The sequence below is a fragment of the Streptomyces sp. Ag109_G2-15 genome (assembly GCF_900215565.1).
Taxonomy (GTDB): domain Bacteria; phylum Actinomycetota; class Actinomycetes; order Streptomycetales; family Streptomycetaceae; genus Streptomyces; species Streptomyces diastatochromogenes.
In genome coordinates this window covers 6,520,645-6,538,722 of record NZ_OCNI01000001.1, presented here as the reverse complement: position 1 = coordinate 6,538,722, position 18,078 = coordinate 6,520,645, and the positions used below count along the sequence as shown (strand labels likewise).

Here is an 18,078-nt window from a genome sequence, read left to right as displayed (position 1 = left end):
GCCCCTGACCTTGCACACACGAGCCCCCGACTCACTGATCGGCCAGCGGACCGATGTCGATGACCGCCTGCATGCCATATCTCGAATCATACCGTCTGATCGCATTCATAACATCCCTGGAAGGCTCGCTGTCGAACTGGAAGTACGGCGTTCTGCCCGAGGCCGCAGCCGTTTCGTACATTCGTTTTGCCGAATTTCGGAAACCGCTACCGATCTTGAGATTCCCGGGTTTCGCGGATGCGACATACTCGTCACTGACCGCATCGAATTCGACATCCTTGAGGTTCAGGAACTCGACCTGGGCCCGACCGCCGAGTTTGTTCGCCAGCAATTCTGCGTTCGCATCGAAAGCCTTGGTCGAGTTGACGAGCATGCCCAGTCCGCCGTTCCCCGACAGCAGCCCCGGCTCCGGCGCGGCCCTCGCCGGAGCCGCCTCCTCCCCTGCGGCGCCGGCCCCGGCCAGGAGCAGCGGCAGCATGTCGCAGAGCGTGCCCGCCGCGCAGGGGTTCTCGGGGATGTCATCGACATCCGCCCAGGTGTGGTAGAAGTGCGAGAGTTCCAGGCATCCGCCCTGGGTCATGTCCTGGCTGCACCTCCCGCGGAAGTAGAGCTCGACATTGACCGCATAGGTGTACAGCGGGTTGTAGTCCCCCTGGTTCGCCATCTGCGCCACGCTCGGGTATTTCTGCTGGAACATCTGGACGGTTTTCAGGGGCGGGACCGGAACAGGGGCGGGACCGGCCCCCTGGCATCCGTCGCAGTAATGGCCGCCGGTGCTGTTACCGGAGCAGGAGTGCGTGTCGCAGTAGTGGCTGGAACCCTTGTAATTGCTGGATTCCGGGTCGTTCTCCGAGTGGTAGTCGCCGTACGTGCCGTTGCTGCCGGAGCAGTAGCTGGACGGATAGCAGGATTCGAGGCCGGTGGGGTCGCTGCCGGTGACGGGGTTGTCGGCGGCGTAGGTGTATCCGCCGAGTTCCTGAGGGCTGGCGGCTTCGAAGACGGGGTCGAGACTGATGAAGCTGCCGAGCGTCGGGTCGTACTTGCGGGCGCCGACGTCGGTGTAGCCGGTGGAGGTGTCCTGGGGCTTGCCCAGGTAGGAGTGTGTGGGGTCGGGCCAGGTGGTGGTGTTGGCGCTGGAACGGGGCTGGCCGTAGGGGGTGTACTGCTGACGGGCGACCTGCTGGGTGGTGGTGTCCATCGCCAGGGAAGCGGTGCCGTGCGGGTCGTTGAAGAGATACTTCGTGCCCCCGCCCGCGAGGCTGGAGTGGACCGCCACAGGGGCACCCGAGCCGCCGTGGCTGTAGGTGCGGACGGCGCCGAGCAGGGTGTTGGGGGTGACGCTGGTGTTGACGATGATCTCGGTGTCGCCGGCGAACAGGGTGGTCTGGCCGGGGTCGCGGCGGATGAGCTGGGTGCCGTCGGCGTCGTAGAGGTACTTGGTGGTGGTGGGGCTGGCGCCTCCCGTGTCCACCTGGGCGAGGTGGTTCTCGTCGTCCCAGGTCAACGTCTGGCCGGGGCCGCTGGTGGGGGTGCGGGTGTGGAGGTTGCCGATCTCGTCGTAGCCGAACCTGGTCGGGTTGGTGCCTCCCGTGGTGGCGGTGAGGGTGTGCGGCTGGGCGCCGGTGCTGGTGCAGCCGGTGGTGCAGCCGTCGGCGTAGGTCGTGGTGACGGTGGTGCCGGTGCTGCCGATGGCGTGGTCGACGCTCTGCTTGCGGTCGCCGACCGCGTCGTAGCTGAAGGACTGCCAGTACGAGCCGGCCGTGGTGGACAGGGTGCTGCTCGTCGGCGGGTTGGCCGCGCAGTTGTCCTTGGCGGTCCAGGCGTCGGTCAGCCGGTCGAGCGTGTCGTAGGAGTAGCACTGCTGGTCGGTGACGGTGTTGCCGGTTTCCGACTGCTGGTCGGTGGTGGAGGTCGGGTTGCCGGCGGCGTCGTAGGTGTACTTGGTGTCGTCCACCGTCGGACCGGGGGCCTGGGTCCGCTCCACGAGACGCTCGGTCGGTCGGCGGGTCTGGTCGTCGTAGCTGTAGGTCGCCCAGGCGGGGTTCGTCGACGGGCCGAACGTGACCCGGGAGAGCTCACCGTAGTTGGTGTACACGGTCGCGCCGACGTAGGTGCCGATGCTGCTGGCGGTGGTCGTCGGCTTGCCCAGTGCGTTCCGGCCGTAGGTGATGGTCTCGCTGTTCAGGCCCTGGGTGCGCGGGTCGGTCTGTGTCTTCAGCAGCTGGTCGTTGGTGGTGTACGTGTAGCTCGTGGTGTACGTCGACGGCAGCGGGGCCTCGGACGCAGGCAGCGTGATCTTGGTGCCGGTCGGTTTGCCGAGGGTGGTGTAGCCGGTGGTGGCCACCGTGTACCCGTCGGTCGTGCCCTGGACGTAGCGGGTGGAGGAGGTCGGCCGGCCGATGCGCAGGGTGTCGTAGGTCCAGGACGCGAACTGGAAGTTGGACTTGGACTTGTCGGTGCCGGTGAGCTTGCGGCCCAACAGGTCGTAGGTGTAATCGAGTTCGACCTTCTTGGCATCCGTGGTGGAGGTCAGGTTGCCCGCATCGTCGTATCCGTAGCTGCTTCCGCCCGCGTCCGGGTCGGTCTGGGACTTCTTGTGGCCGAGGAGGTCGTAGTCGAACGTCCATACCGACTTGTCGGGGCCCGTGACCTGATGCTGCTGTCCTGCGGCGGTGTAGCCATAGGTGGTGGCCGAGGTGGTACCACCCGTGGTGGCGAAGCCAGTGGCCGCGGTACCGGAAACGGTGGGCGCGACGGTGTACTGGTCGAGCTCGGTGGTCTGACCGCGCGCGTTGACGACCGTGGTGGTGGCGACCCCGCCCTTGGGCGGCAGGACGGTGGTCTTGTCCCCGGTGTAGGCGGTGGTCGTCGTCCAGGCCTTGACCCCGTCGTGTTCCTCGGTGACCAGGTCGGCCCGGCCCTGTCCGTCGTAGTCGGTGACGGTGGTGTTGGGGATGGAGACCTGGGAGACCGAGATCAGGCTGTTGCCGGGGCTGCCGGCCACGTTGTAGGCGTTGTTGGTGGCGACCGTCCAGCCGTGCGAGTCGGATTCGGTGTCGGAGACCGTGGTAGTGGAGTTCTCCGCGGTCGCCTGTACCTGCAGCGGGCGCAGCATCGCGTCGTACAGCGTTGTGCTGGTCTCGTAACCACCGCTGTCCAGCAATGCGTTGGTGGAGACGACCGAGGGAGCCGACTGCGACAGGGCGTAGGTGTAGGTCGTGTTCGCCGGTGCGCTGTTGGCCTTGCTCTCGTTGGGCAGCCATACACCGGTGATGCGGCCGAGCGCGTCATAGGTGAGCGAGGTGAGCAGGCCGGCCGCGTCCGTCTTGGATGTGGGCAGGCCCCGAGCCGGGTCCAGTGTGCTGCTTGCGAGCTGGCAGTCCTTGGACGACACGGTCACCGTGGAGCAGTCCGTGCCGGGTGTGACCTGGGTGATGGTCGTGCTGCTCGTGGGGAGCGCGCCGGTGGTGGGGGTGTAGGAGGTGTAGACGGTCTGGGCGAGGCTCTTGCCGTCGGGGGAGACCGAGTGGGGAGTACGGGTGGCCTTGGTGGTGCGGCCGTAGGAGTCGTAGGTGGTGACGGCCTGGTCCAAGAACTTGGTGGCGGTGGCGCCGCTGGCTGCGGACGCCTGCTGGTCCAGCGTGGCGTCGCCGATCTCGGGGAGTGCCGGATTCTGCTGGCCGTCGCCGTCGTAGGCGAAGGCGTTGTGGTCGTAGGAAGTACGGACGTCGGAGAGCAGGGTGCCGCTCGGGGTGGCGCCGGCGCTGGAGCAGTCCTGGGACGTGGAGATGACCTCTGCGGGCAGCACCAGGGTGCTCGGGCTGCCGGTGAGGTAGCGGGTGTAGGTGCACTTGGAGACGTTGGCGCTGTCGGTGGGCTCGCCCCGGTCGTCGACCTGGACCGGCATGCCGGTGGTCGACTTGCCCAGCGTCCGGTTGTAGAAGGTGTCGGTCTCGGTCTTGCGCCAGCCGTACGACACCGCTTCGCGGGTCAGTGTCTTGGCGGGGCGGACCATCAGGGCCGTCAGGTCCGGCAGACCGCTGCGGTTGCGGCTGGCCGTGGGTCCGATGATCGTGGGCACGTTGACGACGGCCTTGGCCAGACTGCCGCCGGAGGCGGAGTAGGTGTCGGTCTCGAAGGCCTGGCCGGCCAGCGCGTCGTCGTCCGCGACCGAGGTCGCGCCGTCCTGGCTGGTCAGATCCGGCACCGAACGGGTCTTGCCGCCGGGCAGGGTGTCGCCGTTCATGCCCAGGAAGTAGTACGTCTTCGTGAGCGTCTTCTGGTCGTGCACCTTGGTGCCGTCGGTGTAGTGGAACACGTTCGGGTCACCGGTGGTGACGTCCACCTCCGGGTAGCCGCGGAACTGGCCCCAGGTGCGGTTCTTGGCCTTGACGACCTCGTTGTCGTCGTAGTGCCAGCCGGGGTTGCCCTTGTAGGCGTAGTCGGTCTCCAGCTCCGGCTGGGTGCCGTCCTGGTAGGAGTTGTGCGGGTCGGTGGTGACGACCGAGGTGACCTTGTACTTGTAGAACCAGTCCAACCAGGGCGCCGGCTGCCCGTCGGGGGTCCAGTACACGGGGAAGCAGGACAGGGTGTTGGTGGAGGCGAAGGTCTTGGCCGCCGCGTCGGTGGGGTCGTTCGGGTCGCTGGCCGGGGCGCTGGAGCAGTTCGGCCGGTCGTAGGTGACCGTCGTCTGCGCGCCGGTCTCGCTGGTGACCGTCTGGATCCGGTCGTGGTACATCAGCGGCATCTGCGGGATCGTCCCGACCCGGTTGGGAAGCTGCAGCGGCGGGTCGAAACTCACCGCCGGAGTCGACGTGCCGCCCGACGCGCCGCCCAGGGTGTCCAGGCCCGTGTGCTGGACGGAGTCCAGCCACAGGGTGGGGGCGTGGTCGCCGCCGTCGGGGAAGGACTGGGTGAAGGTGTACTTGTCGACCTGCTTGGTGGTCCCGCCGGTCTGGATCTGGGTGGTGATCGAGGTCAGGCGCTTGCGCGACCAGAAACTCGGGCCGTGGTTGGTGCAGTTCGTCGAGCCCGATGTGCAGTTCAGGTCCACCGGTACGTCCGGCCAGTACGCGGCGTTGGCGGGGGTGAACTGACTGTCGGCGCAGGTATTGCCGGCCGGGGTACCCGGGATGCAGCGCTCGGCGGTGTCGAAGAGGATCTGCTCCGGGGCGGTGCCGGAGTAGACCGTCGAGGACGTCATGCCGTAGTCGATCCGGGACAGGGCGCCGCCGCGCGTGTAGGCGACGGCGGTGTCCTTCGTGTCCGCGCCGTAGTAGCCGGTCTCCGGGCTGTAGTACCAGGCGGTGGCGTTCCCGTGCGAGTCCACCACGTAGTCCAGGTTGAACCGGTAGCCCAGCGTGCAGGCCGTGTCGGCGAAGGTCGTGCTGTCCGGACACGCCGACACCCCGCTGTGCGCGTGGTAGACGGGCTGGGTCCACGCTGACTTGGTCTCGTCCTTGCCGCTGGACCAGCCCGGCAGCCGGTTCAGGCCGAAGAAGTACTGCACCCCGGCCTCGGTGACCTTGAAGTACTCCTTGTTGTCGGTGCCGTTCGTGGCACCGGTCAGGTCCTCGATCTTGGTGGTGGAGTCGTCGCCGGCGGGGCGGAAGGTCTTGGTGGCGTCGTCGTAGACGATGTCGGTGGACTTGCCGTTGAGCGAGAGGGTGAGGATCTGTCCCGCCCAGCACTGGTCGCCGTCGTTGTCCGGGGCTCCGGAGGAGGAGTCGTCCTTGCAGGACTTGTAGGTGCGCTCGATGTAGTTCTCGGTGGAGCTCCAGCCGTCTCCCAGCCAGGAGGACTGGTTGTTGGTGCCCTCGGTGCGCGCGTCCTGGGTGGAGGAGTTGTAGGAAAGACCGACGTTCGGTGCCGCGCCGCCGATCGCCGGGGGCACCGAAATGGGGTAGCTGTAGGTGAACGCGCCCGTGTTCCCCGAGGTCGACCAGGAGCCGCCCGGTGACAGGCTGGTCGCCGAGTAGTCGCCGGAGGAGCCCGACGTGCCGGAGGTCGCCGCCATGACCACCATGGCGCCGGACGATGCCGTGGCCGAGCGGGCGAAAAGTCCGGCTCCCGGACCGGCGGGTTCTGCCGCGGGCACGGAGACCTGCGCGGACAGCGGCGTTCCTGGTGCGGTCCGCACCGCGGTCTGGGCCTGGCACTTGGCCAGCTTCGGCGTGGTCAGCGCGCACGCGGGCAGCTGGACCAGGTGCAAGCGCGCGGCGAAGTCACCGCCGAAGGCGTAGCGGAACGAGGAGTCGTCCACCCGCAGTGAGACCTTCCCGCTGCCGGGGCCAGTGCGCCGCAGGGTGAAGAGCAGGCCGTGGACGCCGGCGGCGCGTGCGGTCTTCTGCTCCAGCACGGTCACCCGCACGCGCTGTGATCCGGTGACGGCGGTCGCCTGCGGCCGCACGCCCGCGCCGGCACCCAGCAGGACGGGCGTCCTTCCGGCCCGTACCTGGGTGGCCTCGGCGGTCAGCCGCGTGGCGGCGGCCGCGACGGGCAGGGTGACCACCGCGCTGCTCGGTGCGGGCAACGTGGCGTGCGCCGTGGGGTCGAAGTGCTTGAAAGCCTTGTGCGGGGAGACCTGCTTGGGCTTCTCAAGGGTGAAGGGGATCCGCTTGTCGTGGGGCACGGCGGGAGCCGACACCTGGTGGTGCGTGGTGGTGGCCGCCGCGGCCACGCCCGTGGGCAGCAGCCCCGCGATCAGAGCGCCGACCGCAGCCAGTGTCGTACGACGAAACCCCGTTCTTCGCACCATGGTGTGCGTTCCCCTCCCAAAACCATGGACACCCAACTCGTCCTGGAATCAGGCGGATTGAGGGTGCGTAAAAGGGGAGACAGCGCAGATCCAATCCCCCGTGGAACCTTCACGCTAGGGCCTGTGATCGACACAGCATGCAAAGGATCTCCACACGAAGAGCAAAGGAATCGCCCAGCCGGGCACTCAAGTTGACCTGGATCCGTCAAAACGGGCTGTGCGCGAGCACCCAGCGGTCAAGCCGTGGTGGACCCCCGCGACGGTCGACGCTGAGAATGCCTTCACCGTGCTGGAGCTGCACGCCGCCCACCTGGCGCGCACCATCGATCTGCGTGCCGCACCCGACCTCGGCCCGACAGAGGAACAGCCGCGCGTCCACCTCGACGCCGAGTGGCGCCTGGAGAGGACGTCGCCCCCTCCAGGCACCCCTGATCCCACACCGTTGGATCCGGATTCCGGGCCGTCGGCCCCGCACCCGCTGTGGTTCAGTGCTTCTTCGCGATGAACAGCCGGCCCGTGGGGAACCGGTGCGGCAGGCACCGGACGTCCGAGAAGCCCGCCGACAGCAGCTTGTCGGTCCACTCCTGCTCGTTGAGCAGCCGCCGACGCATGAACTGCTGGTGGTAATACGTCACGATCGCGCTGAACCGGCGCTCCCTCGGGTCGGGCACGTACGGCACCGCCTCCGTGAGCGCCATCATGCCGCCCGGCCGCAACGCGTCCCGGCAATTGGCCAGGGTCCGGTCGGCGATGTCCTCCTCCTCGGGCATCATGTCGTGGAAGACGAACCCGGCGTGCACCACGTCGGCGTCCTTCACCGGCGTCGGGTCGGAGGCCACCGACTGGATCGACCGCTCGTACACGGTGATCCGGTCGGCCACCCCCGCTCGCTCGGCCGCCAGCTGCGCCTCCCGGCACGCCTCGGCGTCCAGGTCGAGCGCCACGGCCGTGGTGTCCTTCAGGGTCAGCATGATCTCGATGAGCAGCCGGGCGGTGCCCGCGCCGAGGTCGACCACATGCGAGGGACGGGCGTCGAGGATGGTCTGCAGCGCCACGGGATAGAAGCCGAACGAACCCATCCACTGCGAACTCACGGCGACCTGCCGGCCGTCGCGGCTGTGCCGCTTGCCGGCGGCCACGTTGTCGGTGAGGAACTCGACCGCGTTCTCCACGAAGGGCCGGTTCGCGTTGAGCGCCCAGGACAGGTACCCGGACTCGTACAGGATCTGGTCGAAGTCCGACGCCACCTGGTACGTCCCGTCCGACTCGACCACCAGCGCCGCCGAGGCCAGAGCCTCCAGGTAGTTGGCCACGCTCTGCCTCGGCAGCCCGGTGGCCGACACCAGCTGCTCGACGTCGACCCGCTGGCCCTTGTCGATGTGCGGCAGCACCCCGATCCGGTCGCCGATCTCCAGCAGCGCGGCCGCTCCCGCCGCGTCCGCTGCGGTCTCGCGGGCCGGGTTCTGGTTGGCTGTCATCCAGGGGTTCCTTTCAGTATTTTCTCGATCACTGTCGGAATTTCTCGAACAGATCGACCAGCGACTTTCGGAGTTGCCGCCTGCAGGTCGGTCACGGATGCCGCGTCTCCCGGAGCATGCGGTTGACGACACGGCTGATCTCGGCCGCGTTGCGCGGCCAGTACATCTCGTTGTGGGCGCAGGCGATGTCGAAGCGCTGGACGTGACCGTCGACGTACTCGTGCCACAGCACGTCCATTTCCGCGTCCAGATGGCGTTTGTCGTGGGTCTCCGGATCGAGGAGCGCGTTGAAGAAGACGACATCGCCGCGGTACCGGGGCGAGGTGTAGCGCCGCATCTGCTCCAGGTGCTCGATGAAGATCTCCGAAGCGGTGCCGACCAGGAACTCGTACTCCTCCATTCCCTTGAGGTGGCCCATGTAGTTGACGAGGAACATCCGCACCATGTCCTCGTCGAGGAGTTCGAGGTCGGCGAAGTGGCTGGCGGGCGCCGAGTCCAGCAGCGCGAGCAGGGCGACCTCCTCGCCGCGGCGCTGCAGCTCCGCGGCCATCGCGTGGGCCAGGGTGCCGCCGAAGGACCAGCCGAGCAGGTAGTACGGTCCGTTCGGCTGGACGTCCCGCACCTGCCGCACATAGTCCTCGACCATGTCCTCGATGGAGGTCGCCCGGGGCGTGACCCCGTCGAAGCCGCGCGCCTGGATGCCGTAGAGCGGCCAGGACGGGTCGATGTGCCGCCCGAAGCTCAGGTAGGGCCAGCTCAGGCCGCCACCGGGGTGCAGCCACCACAGCGGGGGCCTGTCCCCCTCGGTGCGGATCGGCAGGAGGGCGGCGAACGGGTCCTCGAAGCCCACCTGTGCGTCCGCGGACAGCTGCGCCGCCAGTTCGGCCACCGTGGGGTACTGGAACACCGTCCGGATCGGGACCTCCATGCCCAGCTTCTCGTGGATCTGCCAGACCAGGCGGGTCAGCCGCAGCGAGTGGCCGCCGCAGGCGAAGAAGTCGTCGTCGATCCCGATCCGGTCCAGGCCCAGCACCTCGGCGAACAACCCGGCCAGCGCCTCCTCGCGCGGTGTGCGCGGGGCGCGGTACTCACCGCCGGTCGGGTCGGGGTCGGGCAGTGCGGCGCGGTCCACCTTCCCGTTCTTGGTGAGCGGCAGCCGGTCGAGGAGCATGATCTCGCTCGGCACCATGAACGCCGGCAGTTCGCGGGTCAGTTCCTCGCGCAGTCGCGACGGCAGCCGGGACGCACGGCCGGAGACCGCGGGCGTGTTGACGAGCCGCCCGGACGGCGTCGGTGCGGGCCGGTACACGCCGTCGCAGACAGGGGCGTCGACGTCGGGCAGCAGCACCGCCTCGAAGTGCTCCGCCGACTCCGGCGACCAGGTGCAGTACACCGCGAGCCCCTGTGCGGTGCCCCAGGCCTCCAGCTCGGCCGGGTCCAGCGCGCCCCGGTCGTCGATCGGACCGCCCCACTCGCCGGCCTCGGTGACCAGCCTGGCGTTCGGTACCCGGGTGAGGCGGACCCGGCCGTGCCGCGCGAGCGCGGTCGCCACGTCGGACAGCTGGTGGACGTCGCTACCCCAGGCCGCCACGGGCAGGTCCGCGAGGTCCAGGGCCCGGTTCGGGCCCTTGTGCAGTACGACCTCGTAGCGGTGACGGGTCAGCTCGTTGTGGTGGCTGCCCTGCTTGAGGCGGATGTCGGTGGCGACCACGTCCGGATGCGTGTCGGCCCACTGCGTGAAGTAGTCCGGATCGATGACCAGTTCCTTCTCGTCCACCAGCGCGCGGGACACCGCGGCCTGCACGGCGGCGGCCCGGTCGTCCGGGTGCCGCGAGCGGTGGACCGCCGCGGTGAACGCCTTCTGGGTGCGGTGGTTGCGGATGTCACCGACGACGATCCGCCCGCCCGGGGCCAGCCTGGCCAGCGCGATGTCGAGCACCCTGGCGAGGTAGTCGGCGTCCGGGAAGTACGACACGATCGAGTTGAGGATCACCGTGTCGAAGTGCGCGAGGGGAAGGTCGCCCGCCTCGTCGGCGGGCCCGCAGCGCAGGGTCACCTTGTCCGACAGTCGCCGGTCGGCGCCGACCTGGGCCCGCAGCCGCTCGATGACGGGGCGGAGAAGTCGGTGCCCCAGTACTCCGTCACCTCCGGCGCGAGCGGTCCCAGCAGCAGGCCCGAACCGACGCCGATCTCCAGCACCCGCCGCGGGCGCAGCGCGCGCACCCGCCCCACCATGGCGTCCCGCCACGCCCGCATCTCGGGCAACGGGATGGCCTGACCGGTGTAGGAGCTGTTCCACCCGGTGAAGTCGTCGCCGACTCCGCCCAGGTCCACCTCGGTCTCGCCGTACACGGAGTCGTAGATCTCGCGCCACTCCCCGACCTGCTGGTCGGCCTCGTCGTCGGACGACCCCGTCGCATCGGGCACCACGTAGGCGACGAGGTGCCGTTCGCCGAGCCGGTCCTCGCGGCCGACCACGACCGCCTGTGCCACGCCCTCGCGCCTGCGCAGCGCCGTCTCGACCTCACCCGGCTCCACCCGGAAACCCTGGATCTTGATCTGGTCGTCCACCCGGCCGACGTATTCCAGATGCCCGGCGGAACTCCAGCGCACCAGGTCGCCGGTGCGGTACATGCGCGCCCCGGGCGACCCGAACGGGTCGGCGACGAACCGCCCACCGGTCAGGCCCGGGCGGCCCGCGTACCCACGAGCCACGCCGGCGCCCCCGATGTACAGCTCCCCGACCACGCCGGGCGGCACGGGCTGGAGCCGCTCGTCCAGGACATGCAGGACGGTGCCCTGCATGGGGCCACCGATCGGCACCGGGTCGGCGCAGTCGTCGACCGAGGTCATCCGGTACCTGGCGGCGAACGCCGTGGTCTCCGTCGGCCCGTACCCGTTCACCACGGTGAGACCGGGGCAGGCACCGAGCACCTGGCGGACGGCGGAGGGCGGCATGACCTCACCGCCCGCCCACACCTCGGCCACTCCGGCAAAACACTCCGGGTGCTGCTCGACCATCACGGCGAACAGGCCCGTGGTCAGGCACACGTCGGTCACTTCGCGCTCCGCGATCACGGCGGCCAGCACCGCGGTGTCCAGCTGACCGGCGGCCGCCACCACAGCGGTGCCGCCGTTGAGCAGCGGCACCCACAGCTCGTAGGTGGCCGCGTCGAACGTGTGCGCCGAGTGGATCAGGACGCGACGGTACGTCCCGTCGGCCCAGCAGGCGTCGAGCGCGAGGTCGACCACGTTCCGGTGGGTCACCTCGACACCCTTGGGCTGGCCCGTGGAGCCGGAGGTGTACATCACGTACGCGGTGCTGTGCTCCCCGACAGCGATTTCGGGTGCCGAGTCCGGGTGAGCGGTGAGGTCCTCGCCCACGAGGGTGTCGTCCACTACGACGGCGGGGGTGAGGTCGGCGAGCATGAACTCGATGCGCTCGGGCGGATAGGTGGGGTCGACCGGCACGTAGGCGGCGCCCGTCTTCAGCACCCCGAGGATCGCCGCGACCAGCAGGGGCGAGCGGTCCAGCAGGAGCGCCACGCGGCTGTGCGGCTGTGCGCCCTTCGCTCGGAGGTGGTGGGCGATGCGGTTGGACCAGCGGTCCAGTTCGGCGTAGGTCCAGCTTTGTGCGCCGTCCGCGGAGACCAGAGCGGTCGCGTCCGGGTCGACGGCTGCCGCGGCGGCGAACCGCTGGTGAACGGTGCCGGCCTCGAACCCGGCGTCCCGCCCCTGGCCGCCCCACCGGGTGAGCGTCGCGCGCTCACCGCCCGCAAGGATGTCCACCGACCCGATGGGCGTGTCCGGGGCGGCCACCACCTGCCGCAGGAAGTGCATCCAGCGGTCCAGCATCGTGGTGATCGTCCCGGCGTCGAAGAGCTCGGTCGCGTACTCCGCGAACCCCTCGATCCGGGACCGTGCGCCGGCGTCGTCCTGTTCGCCGAGGTTGATGGACAGGTCGAAGTGCGCGACACCCGGGCTGAACAGCTCCTCGGTCACGCTCAGGCCCGGCAGGGTGAACTCCGCTGCCGCGTTGTTCTGCAGCACCAGGAGCACCTGGAAGAGCGAGTGGTGCGCGGTCGAGCGCACCGGGTTCAGCACCTCGACCAGGTGCTCGAAGGGAATGTCCTGGTGGTCGTACGCGGCGAGGCTCATCTCCCGCACCCGGCCGACGAGTTCGGCGAAACCCGGGTCACCTGAGGTGTCCGCGCGCAGCACCCAGGTGTTGACGAAGAAGCCGACCAGTCCGTTGAGTGCCTCGTCGGTACGGCCCGCGATCGGCGAACCGATCGGCACGTCCGCGCCCACACCCAGTCTGGTGAACAACGCCGCGAGCCCGGCTTGCAGCACCATCGACACAGTGGCGCCGGTCTCCCGGGCCAACCGCCGGATGCCCTCGGTCAGTTCCTCGTCGAGTTCGATCGGAACCAGGTCGCCCTCGAAGGACGCCACCGCGGGTCGTGACCGGTCGGCCGGCAGCTCGATGGCTTCCGGCAGGCCGGCCAGGTGGGTGGTCCAGTAGTCCAGTTGACGCCGGTACAGGCTGTCCGGGGTGTCGCTGTCCCCCAGCAGGTCCCTTTGCCACAGGGTGTAGTCCGCGTACTGCACCGGCAGCGGTTCCCACTCCGGCTGCCGGCCGTCACGGCGGGCCTCGTAGGCGGTGATGAGGTCCTGCGCCAACGGGCGGGCGGACCAGCCGTCGGACGCGATGTGGTGCGCGCCGATCAGGAACACCGACTCGCTCGCGCTGAGCCGGAACAACCACGCGCGGATCGGGATCTCGGCCGCCAGGTCGAACGGCAGACGCGCCGCTTCCCGCAGGGTGTCGGGGAGTTCGGCCTCGGTGACCTCGCGTTCCTCCCAGGGCACCTGGATCGCGGTCGGCGGGAGGACCTGCTGGTAGGGCTGCCCGGCGTCCTCGCCGAAGACGGTGCGCAGAGACTCGTGCCGCACCACGACGTCACGCAGGGCCCCGCGCAGTGCGGCCGCGTCGAGGTCACCGCGCATCCGCAGGGCCAGGGAGACGTTGTACGTCGCCGACGGCCCCTCGAACCGGTGGATGAACCACAGCCGCTGCTGGGCGAAGGAGACCGGAAGCCGCTCCGGCCTGACCTGGGGGACCAAGGGCGGCCGACCGGTGCTCGCGGTCGTCAGATGTGCCGCCAGCTCGGCGACCGTGGGCGCCTGGAAGACGACCCGGATCGGGATCTCCACGCCGTGCTCGGCTCGGATACGGCTGACCAGCTTGGTCGCCAGCAGCGAGTGGCCGCCGATGGTGAAGAAGTTGTCGTCCACGCCGACCCGGTCGAGTCCGAGCACCGCGGCGAACAGCGCGCACAGCGACTCCTCCTCCGGTGTCGACGGAGCGCGGCCGCTGCTGCCCGCCGAGTAGTCCGGCACGGGCAGCGCGCGCCGGTCCGGTTTGCCGTTGTCCGTCAGCGGCACGCTGCCGATCGGCACGATCGCGGACGGCACCATGTACTCGGGCAGGGTCTCGCGGAGGTGCGCGCGCAGGGTGGGCAGCAGCGCGGTGATGCCGCTCGCGACCGCGGGATTGTTGACCGGCGCCCGGTCCCCTTGCCCTGGCACGTACGACCCGGTCAGGATCCGGCCGGCCACCGGGCCGTCCCGGAAGACGAGCACGTCCACCTGGTCGACCGCGTGCGCCGAGAGCGTCACGAGCGCTTCCCATCCGTGCCGCTCGGCCCACGTGCGGATCGCGGGCGGGTCCAGCGGCGGGACCGTCGGCGCGCCGGAGTCCTCCTGGCCCAACTCGCGTGCCGCCGCGGCTTCTTCGGTCAGGCGCGCGTTCGGGACGCCGGTGATGCGTACGACTGCTTCGTCGTGGTCGGTGAGGCGATCGAGGTCTCCGTCCCACACCAAGGAGGAAACGGCCGCCAAGGACAACACGTCACCCGACTTGTGCAGCACGACCTCGTAGCGGTGCCGGGTCAGCTCGTTGTGGGCGCCGCCCTCCTTGACCCGCACGTCGACGGCAGCTCCCCCGGCACGGTCGGCCCAGCGCAGGAACCACTCCGGGTCGACCACCAGTTCCTTCTCCAGCAGCACGGCCTGCTCCACCGCGCCGGCCAGCACGGCCGGTGTGGCATCCGGGTGCTTGGCCCGCTGGACGCCCGTCTGCAGGACCCGCAGGGACGCCGCCCGCCGGATGTCGCCGAGGACGATCCGGCCACCCGGCGCGAGCAGTTCCCAGGCTCCGTTCAGGACCTGCTCCAGGTACCGCTCGTTCGGGAAGTACTGCACGACCGAGTTCAGCACCACCGTGTCGAACCCATCACGCGGAAGGTCGGACAGATCGTCGGCCGCCTGGCACCGCAGCTCGACCCGCTCCGCCAGGCCCGCCTCCGCCACCTGCTGCCGCAGCCGCTCGATCACCTGCGCCGAGAAGTCCGTGGCCCAGTACTCCTCGACCTGGCCCGCGATATGTGCGAGCAAGAGACCTGAGCCGACACCGAGTTCAAGGACCCGCTTCGGTGACCAGCACAGCACGCGGTCCACCGCCGCATCCCGCCAGGCACGCATCTCCTCCAGCGGGATCGGCTCACCGGTGAAGGCGCTGTTCCAGCCGGTGAAGTCCTCGCCGAACTCCTTGTCGGCGCCGCTGGAATACGCCTGGTCGTAGACCTCCTGCCACTCCCCGACCTGCTCGTCCGCCCCGCCCGCGCTGTCCAGTGCGCCGGGGTCCGCGACGACGTACGCGACCAGGCGCAGGTCGCCCGGCTGATCCTCCCGCGCGGTGACGATGGCCTGGCGGACAGCCGGATGGCGGGCCAGGGCGTGCTCGATCTCGCCGGGTTCGATGCGGAATCCACGCAGCTTGACCTGGTTGTCGGCGCGGCCGAGGAAGCAGATGTTCCCGTCCGGGAAGAAGCTGGCCCGGTCACCGGTCCGGTAGAGCCGGTCACCCTCCCGCTCGCTGAACGGATCGCGGACGAAGCGCTCCGCCGTCAGATCCGGCCGGTTGACATAGCCGACGCACAGGCAGTCCCCACCGATGTACAGATCGCCCTCGACACCGACCGGACACGGCTCCATGTCCTCGTCGAGGACGTAATAGCGCGCGTTGTCGATGGGACGGCCGTAAGGAATGCTGCGCCAGTCCGGGTCGATCTCGCGCACGCGGAAGTAGTTGGACCACACCGTCGCCTCGGTGGCCCCACCAAGGCTGATGATCTCCGCGCTCCGGAACACCTTGCGAATCTCGTCCGGCAGCGACAACGGCGTGTAGTCACCGGAGAGGAACACCAGGCGGAGGTCGTCGGTTCCCTCCCACTCGTCCTTCTGGGACAGCAGGGGAGGAAGCTGGTTGAGGGTGGTGGGCACCGAGTCCCAGAAGGTGATCGGCTCGGTGAGCAGAACGTCGAGCAGCAGCTCGGGATCGCGCTGCTCGGCCTCGTCGGCGACGTACAGACCGCCGCCGCAACCCAGCAGACCGAAGATGTCGAAGACGGAGAGGTCGAAGCCGAGCGAGGTGACACACAGGGCCACGTCGTCGGGGCCGAAGTCGAACGTGCGATAACACCAGTTGAGCAGGTTGTGCACCGGGCGATGGGTCACCACCACGCCCTTGGGCTTACCCGTGCTGCCGGAGGTGAAGACGACATACGCGGTGTTGTCCGGCCCGGCGACCGGCTCAGGATCGGGAAGCGCCGCCTGCGCCGCCTCGGCCCCGTCCACCTCGACGAGCTGGACGCCCTCAGGGAGAGCCAGGGGTTCGGTTTCCGAGGTGGACAACACGAGGTGTGCCCCGGTGTCGGCGAGCATGCCGGCGACGCGGTCGGCCGGCAGCGACGGTTCCAGGGGCAGGTAGGCGCCGCCGGCCTTGAGCACGCCGAACACCGCGGCGACCATGATCGGGCCGCGGCGGATGCCGATGCCGACCACGGTCTCCGGGCCGACTCCGCGCTCCTTGAGGTCCCAGGCGATCCGGTTCGCCCGCTGGTTCAGCTCGCCGTAGGTCATGGTCCCGCCGGCCCAGCGGATCGCGATCGCGTCCGGCCGTAGTCTCGCCTGCTCCTCGAAGAGGAGATGGAGCGGGCCCGGGCAGGGGAAGTCGCGGGCCGTGTCGTTCCACTCGACGAGGATCTTGTGGCGCTCATCCGCGTCGAGCGGGCGGCCCGCGGCGTCCGGCAGTGCTGCCTCAGTCCCGACGGCCGGCACGTCGACGGCGCCGACGGTGATCCCGGGGTCGGCGACCACCTGCTCCACCACGCGCACGAACCGCGCCGCGATCTCCTCCACCGTCGAGCGGTCGAAGAGGTCGGTGGCGTACTCGATCTCCCCCATCACCGAACCGTCGGACTCGTCCGGCGCCAGGTTGAAGAACAGGTCGAACTTGGCGGTGCCGGTCGGGATGGGCTCCATCGACACCGTCACACCCGGCATGTCCAGTTCCGGCGGCTCGTTGTTCTGCCACGCGAGCACCACCTGGAACAGCGGATGGTGCGCGGCCGACCGCTCCGGCCGCAGCAACTCGAGCAGTCTTTCGAACGGGACGTCCTGGTTCTCGTACGCCGCGAGCGCCTTCTGCCGGACCTGTCCCAGCACCCGCTCGAACGAGGAGTCGGAGGACAGCCGGACCCGCAGCACCCAGGAGTTGACGAAGAACCCCACCAGATCGTTCAGTGCCTCGTCGGTGCGCCCCGCGATCGGCGAGCCGACCGTCACGTCATCACCGCTGCCCATCCGGTGCAGCAACACGGTCAGCGCGGCCTGGAACACCATCGACACCGTCGCACCGTGCGCGCGGGCCATCGCCTCGACCCGCGTCCGCGTCTCGGTCGAGAGGCCGATCTCCACCGATCCGCCCCGGTGGCTCGCCACCTCGGGCCGGGGACGGTCCAGCGGCAGCGGCAACGGCTTCGACACGCCGGCGAGTTCCTCGCGCCAGTACGCCGCCTGGACCGACAGGAGGCTTTCCGGGTCTGTCAGGTCCCCCAGTTCCTCCCGCTGCCACACCGCGTAGTCCGCGTACTGCACCGGCAGTTCCGTCCACTCCGGCGCACGACCGGCCACCCGCGCGCGGTACGCGACGGACACGTCCCGCGCCAGCGGCGCCAAGGACGCACCGTCACCGGCGATGTGATGGATCACCAGCACCAGCAGGAACTCTTCGTCACCGCTCTGGACGAGGCTTCCGCGCAGCGGTACGTCGGCCGACAGGTCGAACCAGCCGCTCGTGACCGAGGAGATCACACCGGGCACCCGGTCAGGAGCCACCCGCCCCCAGTCCTTCCAGGGCAGCTCGACCTCGACCGGGTCGAGGATGCGCTGGAACGGCTCGCCGTCCACTTCGCCGAAGACCGTGCGCAGGACCTCGTGGCGTGCCATCACGTCCTGGAACGCCGTACGTAACGCGGCCGCGTCCGGCGTTCCGTGGAACCGCAGGAGCAGCGGGATGTTGTACGTCGAGGACGGGCCCTCGAAGCGGGTGATGAACCAGATGCGACGCTGCGCGTACGACAGGGGAATCATTTCCTCGTTCACCTTTCGATCACTCTGCGCAACTGCTTTCGAGAGGCCGGCAGCGCCTGCCCGCCCAGCGCGAGGAAACCGTCATCAGATCAACGGGGCACTCATCGCACCCACGTTAGGGCGGCTCGGGGAATTGGCCACCGAGGTGAAAGAAGTTGGTCAGAGATCGCACTTCGGAAGGCCGGACGGCCTGACCAGAGCTGTGCACCCGGTGACCGGGCTTCCGTGCCCCGTGGGAGTGAAATTCTCTGCCCCTCGGACGAAGCGCGCTGGTGCTGCCTCAGTTACCACGTCTATTTCGTCGAGTGTGCTGTGCAGAACTGTCCCTAGGAAACCGGAGGCCGA

At 69.2% G+C, this 18,078-nt stretch carries 4 protein-coding genes; all 4 read right to left on the bottom strand.

Going from position 1 to position 18,078, the window contains the following annotated elements; translation table 11 throughout:
• Positions 1–31: 31 nt before the first annotated feature.
• The 4 genes from CRP49_RS29460 to CRP49_RS29445 all read right to left on the bottom strand — a co-directional run bounded on the left by CRP49_RS29460 (position 32) and on the right by CRP49_RS29445 (position 17,733).
• Positions 32–6,757, bottom strand: coding sequence for an RHS repeat-associated core domain-containing protein (locus CRP49_RS29460; RefSeq protein ID WP_143670033.1), 6,726 nt, complete (start codon positions 6,755–6,757; stop codon positions 32–34).
• 485 nt (positions 6,758–7,242) lie between these two features.
• A complete protein-coding gene (locus CRP49_RS29455) occupies positions 7,243–8,235 on the bottom strand; it encodes a class I SAM-dependent methyltransferase (RefSeq protein WP_097256075.1) in 993 nt (330 codons plus the stop codon).
• Positions 8,236–8,326: 91 nt separating this feature from the next.
• Complete coding sequence (locus CRP49_RS29450) at positions 8,327–10,291, bottom strand: alpha/beta fold hydrolase (RefSeq protein ID WP_097256074.1); 1,965 nt, start codon at positions 10,289–10,291, stop codon at positions 8,327–8,329.
• The gene (locus CRP49_RS29445) at positions 10,288–17,733 is read right to left on the bottom strand and encodes a non-ribosomal peptide synthetase (protein WP_097256073.1); all 7,446 of its coding nucleotides are present in this window, start codon (positions 17,731–17,733) and stop codon (positions 10,288–10,290) included. Before CRP49_RS29445 ends, CRP49_RS29450 begins: the two co-directional genes overlap by 4 nt.
• Positions 17,734–18,078 lie beyond the last annotated feature (345 nt).